At 37.1% G+C, this 16,159-nt stretch carries 14 protein-coding genes; 6 read left to right on the forward strand and 8 right to left on the reverse strand.

Features of this window, described 5'->3' with window-relative positions; all coding sequences use genetic code 11:
* Positions 1-115: 115 nt before the first annotated feature.
* Positions 116-1,222, reverse strand: a complete 1,107-nt coding sequence (gene trmA / locus H5084_RS07320) for a tRNA (uridine(54)-C5)-methyltransferase TrmA (protein WP_182690059.1) — start codon at positions 1,220-1,222, stop codon at positions 116-118.
* A gap of 190 nt (positions 1,223-1,412) precedes the next feature.
* Between trmA and murI the strand changes: the two genes are divergently transcribed.
* Both murI and H5084_RS19715 read left to right on the forward strand, forming a co-directional pair.
* On the forward strand, positions 1,413-2,249 hold the full coding sequence (gene murI, locus H5084_RS07325) for a glutamate racemase (protein WP_182690060.1): 837 nt from the start codon (positions 1,413-1,415) through the stop codon (positions 2,247-2,249).
* A 357-nt stretch (positions 2,250-2,606) separates the two neighbouring features.
* Positions 2,607-3,203: a PEP-CTERM sorting domain-containing protein gene (locus H5084_RS19715; protein ID WP_259396698.1), complete on the forward strand. Its 597-nt coding sequence runs from the start codon at positions 2,607-2,609 to the stop codon at positions 3,201-3,203.
* Between the two features lie 181 nt (positions 3,204-3,384).
* Here H5084_RS19715 and H5084_RS07335 read toward each other — a convergent pair whose 3' ends face one another.
* The gene (locus H5084_RS07335; RefSeq protein WP_182690061.1) at positions 3,385-4,077 is read right to left on the reverse strand and encodes a pseudouridine synthase; all 693 of its coding nucleotides are present in this window, start codon (positions 4,075-4,077) and stop codon (positions 3,385-3,387) included.
* A 308-nt stretch (positions 4,078-4,385) separates the two neighbouring features.
* On the opposite strand from H5084_RS07335, the gene H5084_RS07340 reads away from it, so the two are divergent.
* The 4 genes from H5084_RS07340 to H5084_RS07355 all read left to right on the forward strand — a co-directional run bounded on the left by H5084_RS07340 (position 4,386) and on the right by H5084_RS07355 (position 10,226).
* Positions 4,386-6,614, forward strand: a complete 2,229-nt coding sequence (locus H5084_RS07340) for an NADP-dependent isocitrate dehydrogenase (protein WP_182690062.1) — start codon at positions 4,386-4,388, stop codon at positions 6,612-6,614.
* A gap of 246 nt (positions 6,615-6,860) precedes the next feature.
* The gene (locus H5084_RS07345) at positions 6,861-8,255 is read left to right on the forward strand and encodes an ATP-binding protein (RefSeq protein ID WP_037071516.1); all 1,395 of its coding nucleotides are present in this window, start codon (positions 6,861-6,863) and stop codon (positions 8,253-8,255) included.
* A gap of 3 nt (positions 8,256-8,258) precedes the next feature.
* Positions 8,259-8,927 carry a response regulator gene (locus tag H5084_RS07350; RefSeq protein ID WP_028868654.1) on the forward strand — a complete coding sequence of 223 codons (669 nt, stop codon included), beginning with the start codon at positions 8,259-8,261 and terminating at the stop codon, positions 8,925-8,927.
* A gap of 327 nt (positions 8,928-9,254) precedes the next feature.
* Positions 9,255-10,226 carry an EF-hand domain-containing protein gene (locus tag H5084_RS07355; protein ID WP_037071514.1) on the forward strand — a complete coding sequence of 324 codons (972 nt, stop codon included), beginning with the start codon at positions 9,255-9,257 and terminating at the stop codon, positions 10,224-10,226.
* Between the two features lie 131 nt (positions 10,227-10,357).
* Here H5084_RS07355 and H5084_RS07360 read toward each other — a convergent pair whose 3' ends face one another.
* The 6 genes from H5084_RS07360 to H5084_RS07385 all read right to left on the reverse strand — a co-directional run bounded on the left by H5084_RS07360 (position 10,358) and on the right by H5084_RS07385 (position 16,107).
* Positions 10,358-11,038, reverse strand: coding sequence for a DUF3334 family protein (locus H5084_RS07360; RefSeq protein ID WP_028868653.1), 681 nt, complete (start codon positions 11,036-11,038; stop codon positions 10,358-10,360).
* A 235-nt stretch (positions 11,039-11,273) separates the two neighbouring features.
* Entirely contained in the window at positions 11,274-12,161 is an 888-nt protein-coding gene (locus tag H5084_RS07365; protein ID WP_028868652.1) for a LysR family transcriptional regulator, read from the reverse strand.
* Between the two features lie 593 nt (positions 12,162-12,754).
* The gene (thiE, locus tag H5084_RS07370; protein WP_182690063.1) at positions 12,755-13,381 is read right to left on the reverse strand and encodes a thiamine phosphate synthase; all 627 of its coding nucleotides are present in this window, start codon (positions 13,379-13,381) and stop codon (positions 12,755-12,757) included.
* A 201-nt stretch (positions 13,382-13,582) separates the two neighbouring features.
* Positions 13,583-14,395 (reverse strand): hydroxyethylthiazole kinase, encoded by an 813-nt coding sequence (thiM, locus tag H5084_RS07375; RefSeq protein ID WP_051369123.1) that lies wholly within the window; start codon positions 14,393-14,395, stop codon positions 13,583-13,585.
* A 42-nt stretch (positions 14,396-14,437) separates the two neighbouring features.
* Positions 14,438-15,103: a thiaminase II gene (gene tenA, locus H5084_RS07380; protein WP_028868649.1), complete on the reverse strand. Its 666-nt coding sequence runs from the start codon at positions 15,101-15,103 to the stop codon at positions 14,438-14,440.
* A gap of 53 nt (positions 15,104-15,156) precedes the next feature.
* Positions 15,157-16,107, reverse strand: a complete 951-nt coding sequence (locus tag H5084_RS07385) for an ABC transporter substrate-binding protein (RefSeq protein WP_028868648.1) — start codon at positions 16,105-16,107, stop codon at positions 15,157-15,159.
* Between the last annotated feature and the right edge of the window lie 52 nt (positions 16,108-16,159).

Below are 16,159 nucleotides of genomic sequence, written 5' to 3' on the forward strand. Positions count from 1 at the left end.
GAGTAAATTAATAATCCAAGTGTAAAAATAAAAAGCTGCATATTTAGGTATGCAGCTTTTTTGTATTTATCGAGACTTTATTTTACTTGTTGTGATGACGCAAGCTTTTGGACAGTTACTGCTTTTTAACTAAAAACACACCCGCTTCGGTATGGTGTGTATAAGGGAACTGATCAAATAGAGAGAATCGCTTAATATCATGTGTCTGAGTAAATACATCAAGATTCGCTTTTAATGTTTCAGGATTGCAGCTGATGTACATGATATTGTCATATTTTTGCACCATTTCAATGGTATCATCATCAAGGCCAGCTCGTGGTGGATCAACAAAAATGGTATTACATTGATAACTAGATAAATCGACATTTTTTTCTTTTAAACGATTAAACTCTCGCTCGCCATTAATTGCTTGAGTAAATTCTTCAGCAGACATTCTAACAATTTTCACGTTATCAATATTATTCGCGGCAATATTATACTGAGCAGAGTTAACCGATGGCGTAGATACTTCTGTCGCTAAGACTCGGTTGAAGTTTTTTGCCAATGCTAAAGAGAAATTGCCATTACCACAGTACAGTTCTAATAAATCACCTTCACTATATCGTGTACATTCGATAGCCCACTCAAGCATTTTAATCGAAACTTCTGTATTAGGTTGGGTAAAGCTATTTTCAACTTGTTGATATATTAATTGTTGTCCATCTACATTTAGTTTTTCTATTACATAGTCATGGTCGACAATCAGTTTTTGTTTGCGTGCTCGACCAATAAAGTTAATCTTAAACTCTTTAGATAAGCGGGCTTTTAATGCTTTAATCGCCGTTAACCATTCATCATCTAACACTTTATGGTAAAGAAAACTCACCATAATTTCACCGCTCATGCTCGATAAAAAATTAGCTTGAAATAATTTATAGCGAAGAATAGGCGATACTTTTAATTCTTCTACTAGGCGTGGCATTAATCGATTAATTAATTCACTCGCAGGAGCAAATTGTTCGACACGTATACGCTGGCGCGTTTCTTGGTCGGTCATGTAAAAATACAGGTCCATATCTTCATGCCAAACTCTAAATTGGCTACGCATACGGTAATGTGTTTTTGGTGAATCGAAACACTCTAATTCAGGGAGTTCAAAGGTTGAAAAGAGAGCTGTAAATTGCTCTTTTTTAGCGTCTAATTGTGATTCATAATTATCCGGATCAACAAATTCTAAGCTCATAATAACCTCTGTTTTTTTATATCTATCGCTGGCTATTTTTCAATAGCATTTAAATGGAGGGGCATTCTAAAACAGCGAGTAGCTGTTGGCTAGCTAAAACCGACCATCATTATTATCAGGTTAATGATCATTTTATTTCTTTCTGCTTTGATTACAGGCTAAAATACTTTTTTTGCCAAGGAAGTAGAAAATGTCAGCCAAACGAGTACTTATATTTGATTCTGGAGTCGGTGGTTTATCTGTTTACGAACAGATAGTTAAATATAATCCCACTATCAAGTGTCAATATTTGTTTGATAATGCTTATTTTCCCTATGGTGAACTGCCAAGAGAACAATTAATTAATCGACTAACACAATTATTAACTGATTTTATGCAGTTGCACTCGGTTGATTTAATTGTTATCGCGTGTAACTCCGCGAGCACTGTGGCGCTTGATGCATTACGCCAGCACTTTACTATTCCTATTGTTGGTGTTGTCCCTGCCATCAAACCTGCTACTTTAATCACCGCTAATAATGTGATTGGATTATTGGCAACGCCGGGTACCATAGAGCGTGCTTATACCGATACGTTAATTAATGAATTTGCTGCTGACAAAACGGTATTGCGTATTGGCTCGACGAAATTGGTTGAATTAGCTGAAGATAAGTTGATAGGGAAAGTACTTGATGCAGATAGTTTTAGAGTAATATTAGCCCCTTGGTTAAAGAATGAAGATAACATGCCAGATACATTAGTATTGGGATGTACTCATTTTCCGCTACTCAGAGAAGAAATCAGTGCCTGTTTCGCTCAGCCGATTCATTTAGTTGATTCTGGGCAAGCGATTGCGTTGCGTGTAAAACAGTTATTAAACTCCCGATATTTTAATGATCCGTTATTAAACCCTCAACCATTAAACAATTATCTCTTAAATCATCAGGCTTTTTATACTCGTCAGTTTGAAAACAAAGCACATTTAACAGCCTTAACAGCGAGTTTTAAAGAGCGGGGCTTTTTAGAAATTAATTTTTGTGGCCTTTAGGGTTGTATTCAGCTGCATTATTCATCTGTATTATTCAGTTGCAAGCTCGGTCATCCATACCATGCGTGACACGATGACCTTTCGATTCGTTAGGTCTTCTCCTGTATGTCTAGAAACTTTATATTTTTCAGTTTACTGACTTTTTGCATGTCGATGGATATCGAGTAGTAAATAAGCGTTAATACCTTCAATAAACCCAGATGCTATCCATAAAGTGTTGGTTTAATTTACAGGTTAATTATTTATTGATTAAAATATAAATAAATCCTATTAGAATCAATGGTTTGATTTGTTGGCTCGTTTTTTGCTTCTCCTTGGTATTCTACTCAATTAGAGTTATAACTTAAGGCATTAAAAATGAAAAACATGATCAACACTCTTATTTTATCTACCATTGGACTGTCTGCCTCTGCTCAAGCAATAACAATCAGTTTTGAACAGGGTGGAAATGCAAATTTTGAGACAAGCAATAGCGTGAGTTTTTTAGATGGAACGGGTCATAGTGATGGTGTTGGTTATAAGCAAGTTGCAGACGCAACTGGCAGTGACTATGTTGCCTTTAATACAAATCAGGCACAATCATCAACCTTTACATGGAATAATCTTGATACATTCAATTTAAATGGATTTACCGTCGCAGGTGCTTGGGGAAGTCAAACCTTGACTATCAATGGTTATAATGGAGTGAATTTAGTAAACACTATCGATTTTGGAATAACTACTCAAGCTATTGATTTTATAGCAAACTGGGTAGACCTTACTTCTTTCTCTATACTAACGGGTAATGATTATATTAAGAGTTCTATGCATTCTGGCAATGGACAGCATTGGGCTATAAATGATGTTATTGTTAATGAAGCTGTTCAAAGTGTTCCTGAGCCGTTATCCATCGCTTTATTAGGATTGGGTTTAGTAGGTTTAGGTTTTTCTGTCACAAAGAAAAGAGCGAAATAAGCTAATTATATTTTTATCATTTTGTGATTTTATGTCTGCAACAACCTACAGTAGTACTTGTTGATTGTTGAACAGTAACTATATAGTATAAATGGTTATTGGTATAACGGCCCGAGAGTATAAATACTTCGGGCTTTTTATTGTTAAAATTTTGATTACTTGTTAAATAGCTTATTGCTTTTTAAAGTACTTTGAAAGTTCCGTTATCAAGCCCTTTAATCGTCCATTCCCCAATGGAGTAACGAATTAAACGTAATGTTGGAAAGCCTATATTAGCCGTCATTCGGCGTACTTGTCGGTTGCGCCCTTCAGAAATAGTAATGCTTAACCAAGTAGTAGGAATGTTTGCACGTTCACGTATCGGTGGGTATCGCTCCCAAATATCAGGGTTGTCCATTATTTTTACTTTTGCAGGCATGGTCATACCATCTTTTAATTTCACACCTTGACGCAATTTGTCTAAATCAATTTCCTTGGGGGCACCTTCAACTTGGACCCAATAGGTTTTTTCTGTCTTTTTGCCTGGCTGGGTGATGTCCGCTTGTAATTGCCCGTCGTTGGTTAGTACCAATAAACCTTCACTATCCCTATCTAAACGACCCGCCGCATAGATATTAGGGATCGTAATGTAGTCTTTTAAGGTTTCGCGAATACTGTCTGCGTTACCTTCATCGGTAAATTGGCTTAGCACATCAAAAGGTTTGTTAAATAAAACGATTTTTTGCATTGCTTTAGGTAATACTTTTTTGGGTACAAATGTTTTATGCGCTGCTTTTTTTACATTAAAGTGCGAAGGCTTTTTCGTTTTTCGTGGGCTGCTCTTTGCATCTGCTTTGAATGTGTTATTGGTTTTTTTTATTGGAGGTTGGTTCATTTGTTGCCCTTAAAAGCAGTCAAAAAAAACATTGTATCAGAATAAAATATTAAGGCAGAGTTGCTTATGAAATGTTATGTTTATCAGTATCAAATAGCGCTGTCTGACATTATTTGATTACTTGATGTTAACAAGCACAAGTTCACAAATAATGATCTTGATCTCGTTTTAATCGACGACATAAGGGTCTGAAACTAGATAATTTTGTTTTTTCCGATATGATATGCGCGTAATTATTATGCGTAACAATTTGATAACATTTTTAACGCTAACAATTCACTTCATAAATTTTTGTTAAAGGAAATAAAATGACAGATAAATCAGCAAAGATCATCTATACACAAACAGATGAAGCACCTGCGCTTGCAACTCACTCTCTATTACCAATCGTTAATGCATTTACTAAAGCTGCAAACATCGTTGTAGAAACGCGTGACATCTCTCTAGCTGCTCGAATTATTGCTAACTTTTCTGATAAATTACCTCCTGCACAACAGCAAGCCGACGCCTTAGCCGAACTAGGTGACTTAGCGAAAACGCCCGAAGCAAATATCATAAAATTACCCAATGTAAGTGCATCAATTCCACAATTGCATGCAGCTATCAAAGAATTACAAGCACATGGCTTTGCGTTACCAAATTACCCTGAAGTAGCGACTACTGAAGAAGAAAAAGATACGCAAGCGCGTTATGCAAAAGTATTAGGCAGTGCGGTTAACCCTGTTTTACGTGAGGGTAACTCTGACCGTCGTGTTGCCGATGCGGTTAAACAATACGCACAAGACAACCCACATCGTATGGGGAAATGGTCTAAAGACTCTAAATCTCATGTAGCAGACATGGATGATGGTGATTTCTATAGCTCAGAGCAATCAGTTGTTTTAGGCCAAGATGATGATGTGAAAATAGAGTTTACCAATGCCGCTGGTGAAAAAACGGTACTTAAAGCATCTACACCTGTATTAAAAGATGAATTAATTGACGCATCTCGTATGAGTGCAAAAGCGTTACGTGCTTTCTATGAAAAAGAGATGACGGAAGCAAAAGAAAACAACATCATGCTTTCTTTACACCTTAAAGCAACCATGATGAAAGTATCTGACCCAATCATGTTTGGTCACGCTGTAACTGTTTATTTTAAAGATGTATTTGCTAAGCATGCAGACTTATTTAAAGAGTTAGGTGTTGATGAACGTAATGGTCTAGGTGATGTTTACGCAAAAATTGCTAACCTACCTGCAGAACAAAAAGCCGCTATTGAAGCTGATATTGCAGCGGTATACGCTACTCGTCCAAGCCTAGCGATGGTTGATTCAGATAAAGGAATTACTAACTTACACGTGCCAAGCGATGTGATTATTGATGCTTCTATGCCAGCAATGGTTCGCTCTAGCGGTCAAATGTGGAATGCAGAAGGCAAGCTTGAAGATACTAAAGCATTGATTCCTGATCGTTGTTACTCAGGTATCTACGAAGAAACGATTAAATTCTGTCGTGAGAATGGCGCATTTGACCCTGCAACAATGGGTAACGTATCAAATGTAGGTCTAATGGCTCAAAAAGCTGAAGAATACGGCTCACACGATAAAACATTCCAAATCAAAGAAGCAGGTACTGTTAACGTAATCGATTCTGCGGGCAACATATTAATGTCTCACGATGTTGAAGCCGGTGATATCTGGCGTATGTGTCAAGCTAAAGACATTCCAATCCGTGATTGGGTTCGTTTAGCAGTAAGTCGTGCACAAGCAACAGGCCAACCAGCAATCTTCTGGTTAGACGAAAATCGTGCACACGATAAAAACTTGATTGCTAAAGTAAATGAATACTTAAAAGACCATGATACAACAGGCTTAGATATTCAAATATTAACACCTGTAGAAGCATGTAAGTTTTCTTTACAACGTGTTAAGGAAGGGAAAAACACTATCTCTGTAACGGGTAACGTATTACGTGATTACCTAACAGATTTATTCCCTATTTTAGAGTTGGGTACTAGTGCCAAAATGCTTTCAATTGTTCCACTGCTTGCTGGTGGTGGTTTATTTGAAACAGGTGCGGGTGGTTCTGCACCTAAGCACGTTCAACAATTTGTTGAAGAAAACCATTTACGTTGGGATTCGTTAGGTGAGTTTTTAGCCTTGGCTGTTTCAATCGAAGATATCGCAGCAAAAACAGGTAATGAAAAAGCAGTTATTTTAGCGGAAGCATTACACGCTGCTAACGGTAAATTCTTAAAAGAAGATAAATCTCCTTCTCGTAAAGTAAAAGAATTAGATAACCGTGGTAGCCACTTCTACTTAGCTATGTACTGGGCAGAAGCGTTAGCTACACAAACTAAAGATCCTGAGTTACAAGCACAATTTAAACCATTTGCAGACGTGTTATTAAGCAATGAAGCTAAAATTGTACAAGAGCTTAACGATGCACAAGGTGTCGCAGTTGATTTAGGTGGTTATTTCCACACTGACCCAGCTAAAGTATCTGCAGCAATGCGTCCAAGTGCAACATTAAATACAGCGATTGAAAATATCTAACCGTGTTAAACAGTATTTTATGAGCTTGTTATTCAAGTTATAAATATTCAACATATTTTATAATATGTCATCGAAAAGCCATTAAGTGATTCACTTAGTGGCTTTTTTTTAAGCTAATCGTTTTGAGTAAATATTTTAAGGTAAATGATTTATTTAGCGGCTGCAGTATTAATTCTCGCTACAGAATAAATTGCAGTTTATGTTACAGTTAAGCGTCGATAATAAATTTAGATAAAAGGGTGCTAGATGCGTTTAACCTTGTTCAAGAAAATTCTCATTTCAATGCTATTCATTAGCTCTTTAATGGTAATCGGCATGGCCTGGTTAATGAATTCTAGCTTTCAAACCGGACTGCAGAATTATCTAAATCACGGTGAAAAGGAAAAATTACAACTGGTTGCTGAGAATATTGCGCCTTTTTATTCAATGTTAAATGGTTGGCAAGATTTGTCTCCAAATGTTGTAGGTGATGTTATTGCACAAGTCTTTGCTCGGCCACGTCATGGAAATAATCAACCTCGACAAGCATCGGTAAAGAATGTTGAACGCCTAATGCAACGTATTGTTATTTTAGATAAAGATTATCAACCTCTATTAAACCAACGTAAACCCAAAAGTAAAAAAGATCTCATTAAAGTGGCCATTATCTATCAAGATAAGACGGTTGGTTGGGTGATCACTAAAAAACGTAACACTATATCAGGTGCATTAGAGAGTAGTTTTTATCGCCAACAGCAGCATAACTTAATGTGGATTGTGTTGTGGGTAACCTTATTGTCATTTTCACTATCATGGTTATTGGTACGGCATTTTTTAACGCCACTAAAACGCCTTGAAAGCGCGGCTAATTCTTTACAGCAAGGCGATTATTTAACGCAAATAGAGGTACAAGGTGAAGATGAGCTTGCTGCATTATCAACGAGGTTTAATGAATTAAGTCAAAGTTTGTTGCATCAAAAAAAGACCAGAGAGCAGTGGTTAGCAGATATTTCTCATGAACTACGCACGCCTATTTCAGTGTTAAAAAGTGAAATCGAAGCATTACAGGATGGTATTCGTCAACCTGAACCAAAGTATATTGATTCTTTACACCATCAAGTTCAAAACTTAAGTCAGCTGGTGAATGATTTATATCAATTATCATTATCCGATGCAGGATTACAATTTAGCTTAATGGATTCGGTTGATGTGCAACAATTATTGGCCACTAGCTGCAATCAATATCAGCTTCGGTGTCAGGAAAAACAGGTACAGTTACACAGTTATTTTGATCTTAAAAAGCCGGTTTATATTAAAGGAGATCAAAAATCATTAACGCAGTTATTTTCTAACTTATTAGAAAACAGCTTACGCTACACGGATTCGCCAGGCGTATTACAAGTGCATATTAAAGCAAATAAAAAACAGCTTTCTATTTGTATTGAAGACAGCGCTCCTAGTGTCCCTGATGCCGCTTTACCTAAGTTATTTGAACGATTATATCGGGTTGATGAATCACGTAGTCGGTTAAGTGGAGGGGCTGGTTTAGGGTTGTCAATTTGTGAAACCATAGTACAAGCACATCAAGGTAGTATGGTTGCGAGCCATTCTGCTTTAGGCGGATTAGCCATTACTATTAGTTTGCCAATAAATAGGAAATAAATAATGCCACAGCACATTTTAATCGTGGAAGATGAACATTCTTTAGCACAAGTACTTAGTGAATACCTTAGTCAATCTGGTTTTATTGCACACATTCTTAATGATGGGTTATCCGTTGTCAGTTGGGTAAAAGAAAACCCTGTAGATTTGATCATATTAGATTTAATGTTGCCGGGCCAAAATGGCTTAGATATCTATCGAGAGCTACGTACTTTCACTGACCTACCCGTGGTGATGGCAACGGCAAGAGTAGATGAAATTGACCGCTTGGTCGGGCTTGAACTTGGAGCCGATGATTATATTTGTAAACCTTACAGCCCAAGAGAGGTGGTGGTGCGTGTGAAAAATATTTTGCGTCGCGCTACCGATGAGATCAAAACAGTAGATAAAGTATTGAGTATCAACGAAAGCACCATGCAAGTATTGGTTAAAGGTAAAGAAGTGAGCTTAACCCGTGCGGAGTTTCGTTTGCTATCTCATTTTCACCAACATAAAGACCAAGTGTTTAGCCGCGAACAATTAATGTCACAAATCTATTCTGACAATCGTATTGTTACCGACAGAACGATTGATAGCCATATTAAAAATTTACGTCGTAAAATTCAAAATGTTGATGCTGAGGTTGATTGTATTCAATCAATATATGGGGTGGGCTATAAGTTTGCTCTGTGATAATTGATTACACTTTTGAATTTCAGGAGTCGTTGAAGTTAATAAATGTCAGGCCTATTTAACAGCGAACGTTACCTATTAGATTTGTTTATTTTCTGCTTATTGTTAAAAAGCACAAGGTGCTTTAATGTTGAATCCAGCACTTTTTAAATAGTAAGCCTTTCTCTTTATTCTATTCAATGTCAGCAACTAATGAATAATTGTCCTTAAAAATAGCCTAAAAGCGTTAACTCCTTTTTTTATCCATATTTCCTGCACAATGTTTACCTATAGTCTTTACATCAGCTCAGAAAGAGCTTTATTTGGTAAATTAGAATAGAGGTTAACATGAAAAAATTATTTATATTAAGCGGTGTTGCATTAATGGTTTCTAGCGCTTTAACAATGGCAGCAGATGGTAAAAGTAAACGTGATTTTGAAAGTTTTGATGTGAATGCCGATGGTGCAATTACATTAGCAGAAGCGGGTTCAAGAATGGCTAAACATTTTGACCGTATCGATCGCGATGGTGATGGCAGTGTTAACAAAGCTGAGTTTGAAGCGATGAAAGCAATGCATAAAGGAAAAGGCCGTAAAAAAGCTGTATTCGCTGATTTTGATAGTAATGGTGACGGCGATATTACAGCAGCAGAATTTGCTGCTATGAAAGCAATGCACAAAGGAAAAGGTAAAGGTCATAAACAAGCTACCTTTACTAAAGTCGATGCTAACAACGATGGTAAAATTACTAAAGACGAAGCCAAAGGGCGTTTATTGAAAGGTTTCGATAAGATTGATTCAGATGCAGATGGTGCAATCACTAGTGCAGAATTTGATGCCATGAAAGTAATGCACAAAGGAAAAGGTAAAGGTCATAAACAAGCTACCTTTGCTAAAGTCGATGCCAACAACGACGGTAAAATAACTAAAGATGAAGCCAAAGGTCGTTTATTGAAAGGCTTTGATAAAGTTGATACCGATGCAGATGGTGCAATCACAAGTGCTGAATTTGAATTAGTGAAAAAGATGGGAAAAGGCAAGCGCGATCAAAAACTAACTTTTGCAATGGTTGATTCCAATAATGATGGTTCAATTGCTAAAAACGAAGCGAAAGGACGTTTACTTAGGCACTTTGACAAAATAGATACTGATAATAATGGTCAGGTGTCAGAGCAAGAGTTTAATGCGATGGTTAAAGCTAAAAAAGGTCAGAAACGCCCAAGTTTTGAAATATTAGATACTGATAAGAATGGAAAAATTTCACAAATTGAGTTCGACGCATTTCACCAACAACATGCAAAAATGAATAAACAAGCTTAATCATCGTTTAATCAATGTAATGTTATAAAAGCAAAGCTTGCAGAGTTTTTCTCAGCAAGCTTTTTTTATGTACCTATCAAATGTGTGAATATAGCTAATTAATTTTGGTTCGTTACAGCTAATCAGTAAAGCTAAATGCCTAATTCATCAAATAAATCAGACTCAGATACCGATGTGTTTTGTGTACTTGTGTTTGCCTGCAATGTTTTATTGTTCTCTTCTTCAATCAGAGAGTCGGGATCAAATGCTTCTCGCTCTTCAAAATTAGGTAACTTAATAAACTCTGTTTTGTCCATCGCAAGTTCAAGATAAAAAATATTATTTTTTGCTGTTGTAAAACTCACTCGTCTTGCCTGTGGGCGATCTAGATTTGTATCAATAGAGAGCACAACTTGCTTGTTAATCGTCAGCATTTTAGGCTGATTTTGATTGATAGAGGTATGTAACTCATGGCCTATTACACCTGTAAAATCACCAACGGCTTGATTCATTAATTCACCCATCACATCACTCACATCATCAGCGGTATGCGATGTGGCTAGGTCTTCTTCGGATAAACCCATGTTGGTCATGTACGTGGTATATAGTTCCATTGCGGCAGCGGCACTAAAATTCAAAATAACTAATCCAGAAAAACCACCGTCAAATAATACAAAACAGCCAATGTCGGGTTTAAGGCAGGTTTTATTGATTTTTTGAACCATTGAAGAATAGTTAATCGTTCGCCCCGTTGCGCTACTTAAAACAGACTTTACCGAATTACATAATACTAATAATACATCGTCTGTAGAGGTGGTTTTACTTCTCGCCATATTCTTTTATCGCCTTTTAAAATACACATAATGAAGCGTTTAGGATAGGCTATTATTTAAATATGGGTAGTTTTATGGCGCATTATTTAATAAAAATGATAGCAAGTCGCTGTTTTTTCTATTTATTCCATTGCTTATTTGATTTTATTTTCAAATGTCGAGCCTATTTAAGTATATGACTGAAGCGTAGTATTTAAATAGGCTAACTAAGGAAGTAAAATGGCCATGTTTCCAATCAAGCTTTTAAGGTCCATTGTTGGCAAAAACCAATAAATTCTTTCAATATTGGGCTCTGGTATTTTTCTTTGTGCCATACCATATATAAGTCTCGTGACATATCGATATTAATGGGCAAAGTTGCTAAACGTTTATCTTGTAGGGCATGTCGAGCAGCAGTCGCGGACATGCAAGATAATCCTAATCCTACAGCGCAACAGTTAATGATTGCCTCTGTAGAGCGTAATTCAAAGGTGATATCAAGATCTGTTAAATGCTGACCAATGTGTGTAATAAAAAATTCCCTTGTACCCGAACCTTGCTCTCGTAAAATCCAATGCTGGTGGTTTAAGTCTTCTATAGAGACTTGTTCTTGGTTCATTAGAGGGTGAGCCGGGCTAGCGACTATCACCATCTCATCTTTGATCCATCGCTCAATATGCAATTGTTTATCAATCACTAAAGCTTCAACTAAGGCAATATCTAGCTCATATTCTTTAAGTTTTTTGCCGATACAAGTGCTGTTATCAACGTATATGGATTGAGCTTGATGATGCTTAATATCCCTAAATTCTGCTAATAAATTAGGCAATAAATGGTTTCCGACGGTATTACTTGAGCCAATTCTTAGTTTTCCTTGGAAATTATTTTTATCAAATAAACTAGTAATGGCTTTACTGCGTTCTATTTGTTCATCGGCTAATGGTAGTAAAGCTTTGCCCATTTCATTGATTAATAATCGGTTATTAGTGCGCTCAAAGAGTTTATGCCCTAGCTGTTTTTCAAGTTCAGCTAAGGCCATGCTTACTGCCGGTTTACTCAGAAATAATTTCTCAGCTGCAGTGGTTAAGGTCTTTTCTTGAGTAATAGTTACAAATACATGCAATTGTTTGAGCGTAATATTCATCGTCAGCCAGTGTTTTGATTTAATTAACAAGTTGAATAATATTGTAAGTTATTCTTAATCGAAATGCTGTGGTGAGAAGTCATTCGTGGCAAAATAAAAGATAAAAATAAAGATATTAACAACGAAGCGCTGTGCTACAGGAAGGGAGCGAAGGAAATAATTAAAAACTTAAAACTCTCATACCTGTTTATATTTTGACCTAACCTTCTTTATCCTTCGTGCCTTCGTGGTTAATTGCTTTTGATTTATAAAACGTATTTACCACGAAGCGCTGCGCTACACGAAGGGCACGAAGAAGTGCAAAAAGAATGGGTAAAAATTAAAATATTTAGAATTTACTGCATTAAAATTAATTGTTAGCCATAAGGGTTTTGATTTAAAAAAACAGATTTACCACGAAGCGCTGCGCTACACCAAGGGCATGAAGAAGTGCAAAAAAGAATGGGTGAAAATGAAAATATTTAGAACTCGGTGCATTAAACTTAGTTGTTAGGCATAAGGGTTTTGATTTAACCTTCTTTTAATTTCGTGGTTAACCGCTTTTGATCTTATCTTTTTTAGCTTTGTGGTTAACCGCTTTTATTTCAACAGGCTTATGGTGTCGCAGTTTGTATCTGTTTTAACAGCGCTGCTGCAGCAGATTTAGGATCATCAGCGTGGCAAATAGCAGAGACTAACGCTACACCATCAACACCCGTGTTAATGATTTGATCAAGGTTACTGTGATTAATACCACCAATAGCCACAATGGGAAATTGAGAAACATTAATCGCTTTTTGTAAACCGCCGATACCCCATTGTTTAAGCGTATCGGTTTTTGTTGGTGTAGCAAATATGGCACTTAAACCAATGTAATCCAGTGGTAGTGTATTGGCTTCTAATAATTGTTGTTCATTCTCTATCGATAAACCTAACAACTTTTTTGGACCCATTAATGTTCTGGCCATTTGTGCTGGCATATCCGATTGACCTAAATGCACACCATCGGCATCTACCGCTAAAGCGACATCAACTCGATCATTAATAATTAACGGAACACCAGTACCTTGAAGTATAGTTTTAACCATTTTAGCGCGCGTAATAAAAGACTGTATATCGTTACTTTTTTCGCGCACTTGTACCATGGTGACACCTCCAGCTACCGCCTCCTTAACTACATTAATTAAGGTATAAAGATCTTGTTGATCATCGGTGACTAAATATAAACGGTATGGGTTCATGTTGCTTTCCTGTGGCGGATACAATAAAAAAATGGATTACGTAAATAGCATGGCTAAATATCGTTGCTACATATCAATGTTAAGTTGAAATGCTAAACAGCAATGCTAATCAATAGTACTAAACAGCAATAGCAAAGAATATAACTGAGTAGAGTGAAAGTAATAAGGTCACTTTCACTTACTGATCCAGCAACGACTGTATTATTTATTAATAGTTATTTTTAAGTGTTCGGCAATCGCTATATCATCTAATTGATATAACACGTCTAACAAGTTCATTTGCAAACTTCCTGGGCCTGCAGATTGCTTAGCAGCGATTTCCCCTGCGATGCCAAATATGGCTGCAGCCGCTAAACCAGTGTTTTCACCGATAGCAGCAAAAGCCCCCGTTAATGCGCTTAAACTGCAACCCATTCCTGTAATGTTAGGCATTATTGCATCGCCATTATGTAATGATATTTCACTCTCAGCACTGATTATGTAATCAACTTCGCCAGAAATAACGACATTACATTGGTAAGTTTCAACTAAGTAACGCGCTGCGCCAACTGCCGCTTCACTGCTATCAAGTGAATCTACACCTTTGCTTTGTGCTTTTTCTCCTGCTAGAGCAATGATCTCAGATGCATTAGCTCTAATAATTAACTGCTTTGCAAGTGCTGCAATTTGGCGTGATGTTTCAGTTCGTAAAGTACTTGCACCACAACCCACAGGGTCTAATACCACGGCTTTATTGTTGAGGTTCGCTTGTTCAACCGCGTAGATCATACGTGGTATCCATTGGCTATCTAAGGTGCCAATATTTATCACCAATGCGCCACTAAATGACATCATTTCTGCCATCTCTTGACGTGAATGTGCCATGATAGGTGAAGCGCCAATGGCTAATAATGCATTGGCAGTATTGTTCATCACCACATAATTGGTAATGTTCAGGACGAGTGGCTTTTGCGCACGTAATGCATTCAATGCACTGCTGATAACTTGTCGCTTTTCTGTTGCTATTAGTGACATATTTGCCCCTCTATTTCTGTTTTTATTTAGCACTACGTCTATTTAAATAGCGGCGTTTAAACCTTGTTGCCAGAAGGCAACTTCCATTCTGGTTGCTGTTTTAAATACTTTCACCAAGTGTTGACCACGTTGGGTGTTAATGTCTATTTCAGCCAACAACTGGTCAAAATGTTGCGCGCCATCAGCAACACTTTGTTGGAACTCTTCACCGCTGTATAAATCAATCCAGCTAGCAAATTCATTGCCATCTATTATAGTGTTTTTGTCATTTGCTAATAAACGTCCAATCACTGCATAACCAATAGAACAGGGTGCTAACGCTGCATATAAATCAACGAGGTCACCGGTCATGCCTGCATCTAACACGTAACGAGTGTAAGCGACAGTACCAAAGTCTTCATCCTCTGCTTCTAAGTCTGCTTCTGTTAAGCCCCAATTTGCGCAGTAAGTTACATGGTGACTAATCTCGGAATCTAGTAAAGCATGTACACTAGGTAATGCCTTACGCATGTCTGCTAGCGTATTGGCTTTATAAATGGCCAATGCATAAGCTCGCGCATATTGCTTTAAGAACAAAAAATCTTGTTTTAGGTAATGCAAAAAGCATGGTTGCGCTAAGCTGCCGTTACCTAATTGCATCACAAATGGGTGTTTTGTGTAGGCATCCCAGTCAGACTGGCAAGCACTAATTAAATCTTGATGGTTCATTATTCTCTCGCTGTTTTTTAGTTATCTATTTAAGCCTGATACGAGTGCGCTAACTATTCGAATATTGGCATGTAATCTTTTGCTTTTGGCAGACTTTTAATCAGTTTGTTATCAAACATAAATCGCGCATAATCATCGTAACGTTTTAAATCAATAGCAGCAGGGCGTAATGAAAAACGAGTTAATGTATCGCGCCATGCTCGTTTATTTAACTCATTATTTAACGTATCAGGTGCGTAACTAACAAATTTATTCCATGCTTGCTGCGGGTGGTTAACTATATAAATAGTGGCTTGCTCTATGGCCTTGTTAAAGGCTTTAATCATTTTGGTATCATACTTATTTGCGTTTGCAACAAATACCAATTCATCGTAGACAGGAACACCATGCTCTTCGGGGAAATAAGCTTTAGCTTTAAATCCTTCCAGTTCTAACTGGTTAGTTTCAAAGTTACGTAATCCTCCCCAGATAGCATCGACTTTGCCCGATGCTAATGAAGCCGATAACGCCCAACCTACGTTAATGATTTTTACATCTTTATAATCGAGTTGTACTGTTTCTAGCATTTTTCCGATTGTTGCTTCTTCACTACCTGAGATAGCCACACCGACTTTTTTACCTTTAAGGTCGCTGAGTGAATCAATTTTACCGTTGTCTAATACCATTAATGTATTTAGCGGTGTTGCAATTAAAGTGGCTGAGCGCACTAGTGGTAACCCCTCTGATACATCAATGATCAGGTTTGGCTGATAAGTAATTGCCAAGTCAATATTACCAGCCGCAACTAATTTTGGTGGCATACTTGGGTCTGCAGGTTCTTGGATATCGATAGACAGACCTTGCTGTTTAAAATAACCAAGCTGTTGAGCAATAACAATTGGGCCGTGGTTAGGGTTAACAAACCAATCTAACATCAGCGTGACTTTTTTATCTTCCGCTTGGGCGGAGAATGAAAATAATGCCGCCGTTAGAGACAATGCAGTTAAAATGAAACTCTTTTTCATGTGTTGTATTTCCTTATAGTATTAGTTGTATTAGTTGTATTAGTTGTTTTAG

The organism is Psychromonas sp. SR45-3, from assembly GCF_014163575.1.
GTDB classification, from domain to species: Bacteria; Pseudomonadota; Gammaproteobacteria; order Enterobacterales; family Psychromonadaceae; genus Psychromonas; species Psychromonas arctica.

What these genes read in the sequence shown, in the direction of transcription:
- tenA (WP_028868649.1), bottom strand. Translation starts at nt 15,103, where the DNA reads ATGAACCATCAAGATTTAATTAGTGCTTGCCAGTCTGACTGGGATGCC.
- H5084_RS07335 (WP_182690061.1), bottom strand. Translation starts at nt 4,077, where the DNA reads ATGAACCAACCTCCAATAAAAAAAACCAATAACACATTCAAAGCAGAT.
- H5084_RS07350 (WP_028868654.1), top strand. Translation starts at nt 8,259, where the DNA reads ATGCCACAGCACATTTTAATCGTGGAAGATGAACATTCTTTAGCACAA.
- H5084_RS19715 (WP_259396698.1), top strand. Translation starts at nt 2,607, where the DNA reads ATGAAAAACATGATCAACACTCTTATTTTATCTACCATTGGACTGTCT.
- H5084_RS07365 (WP_028868652.1), bottom strand. Translation starts at nt 12,161, where the DNA reads ATGAATATTACGCTCAAACAATTGCATGTATTTGTAACTATTACTCAA.
- H5084_RS07355 (WP_037071514.1), top strand. Translation starts at nt 9,255, where the DNA reads ATGAAAAAATTATTTATATTAAGCGGTGTTGCATTAATGGTTTCTAGC.
- H5084_RS07345 (WP_037071516.1), top strand. Translation starts at nt 6,861, where the DNA reads ATGCGTTTAACCTTGTTCAAGAAAATTCTCATTTCAATGCTATTCATT.
- trmA (WP_182690059.1), bottom strand. Translation starts at nt 1,222, where the DNA reads ATGAGCTTAGAATTTGTTGATCCGGATAATTATGAATCACAATTAGAC.
- H5084_RS07340 (WP_182690062.1), top strand. Translation starts at nt 4,386, where the DNA reads ATGACAGATAAATCAGCAAAGATCATCTATACACAAACAGATGAAGCA.
- murI (WP_182690060.1), top strand. Translation starts at nt 1,413, where the DNA reads ATGTCAGCCAAACGAGTACTTATATTTGATTCTGGAGTCGGTGGTTTA.
- H5084_RS07360 (WP_028868653.1), bottom strand. Translation starts at nt 11,038, where the DNA reads ATGGCGAGAAGTAAAACCACCTCTACAGACGATGTATTATTAGTATTA.
- thiE (WP_182690063.1), bottom strand. Translation starts at nt 13,381, where the DNA reads ATGAACCCATACCGTTTATATTTAGTCACCGATGATCAACAAGATCTT.
- H5084_RS07385 (WP_028868648.1), bottom strand. Translation starts at nt 16,107, where the DNA reads ATGAAAAAGAGTTTCATTTTAACTGCATTGTCTCTAACGGCGGCATTA.
- thiM (WP_051369123.1), bottom strand. Translation starts at nt 14,395, where the DNA reads ATGTCACTAATAGCAACAGAAAAGCGACAAGTTATCAGCAGTGCATTG.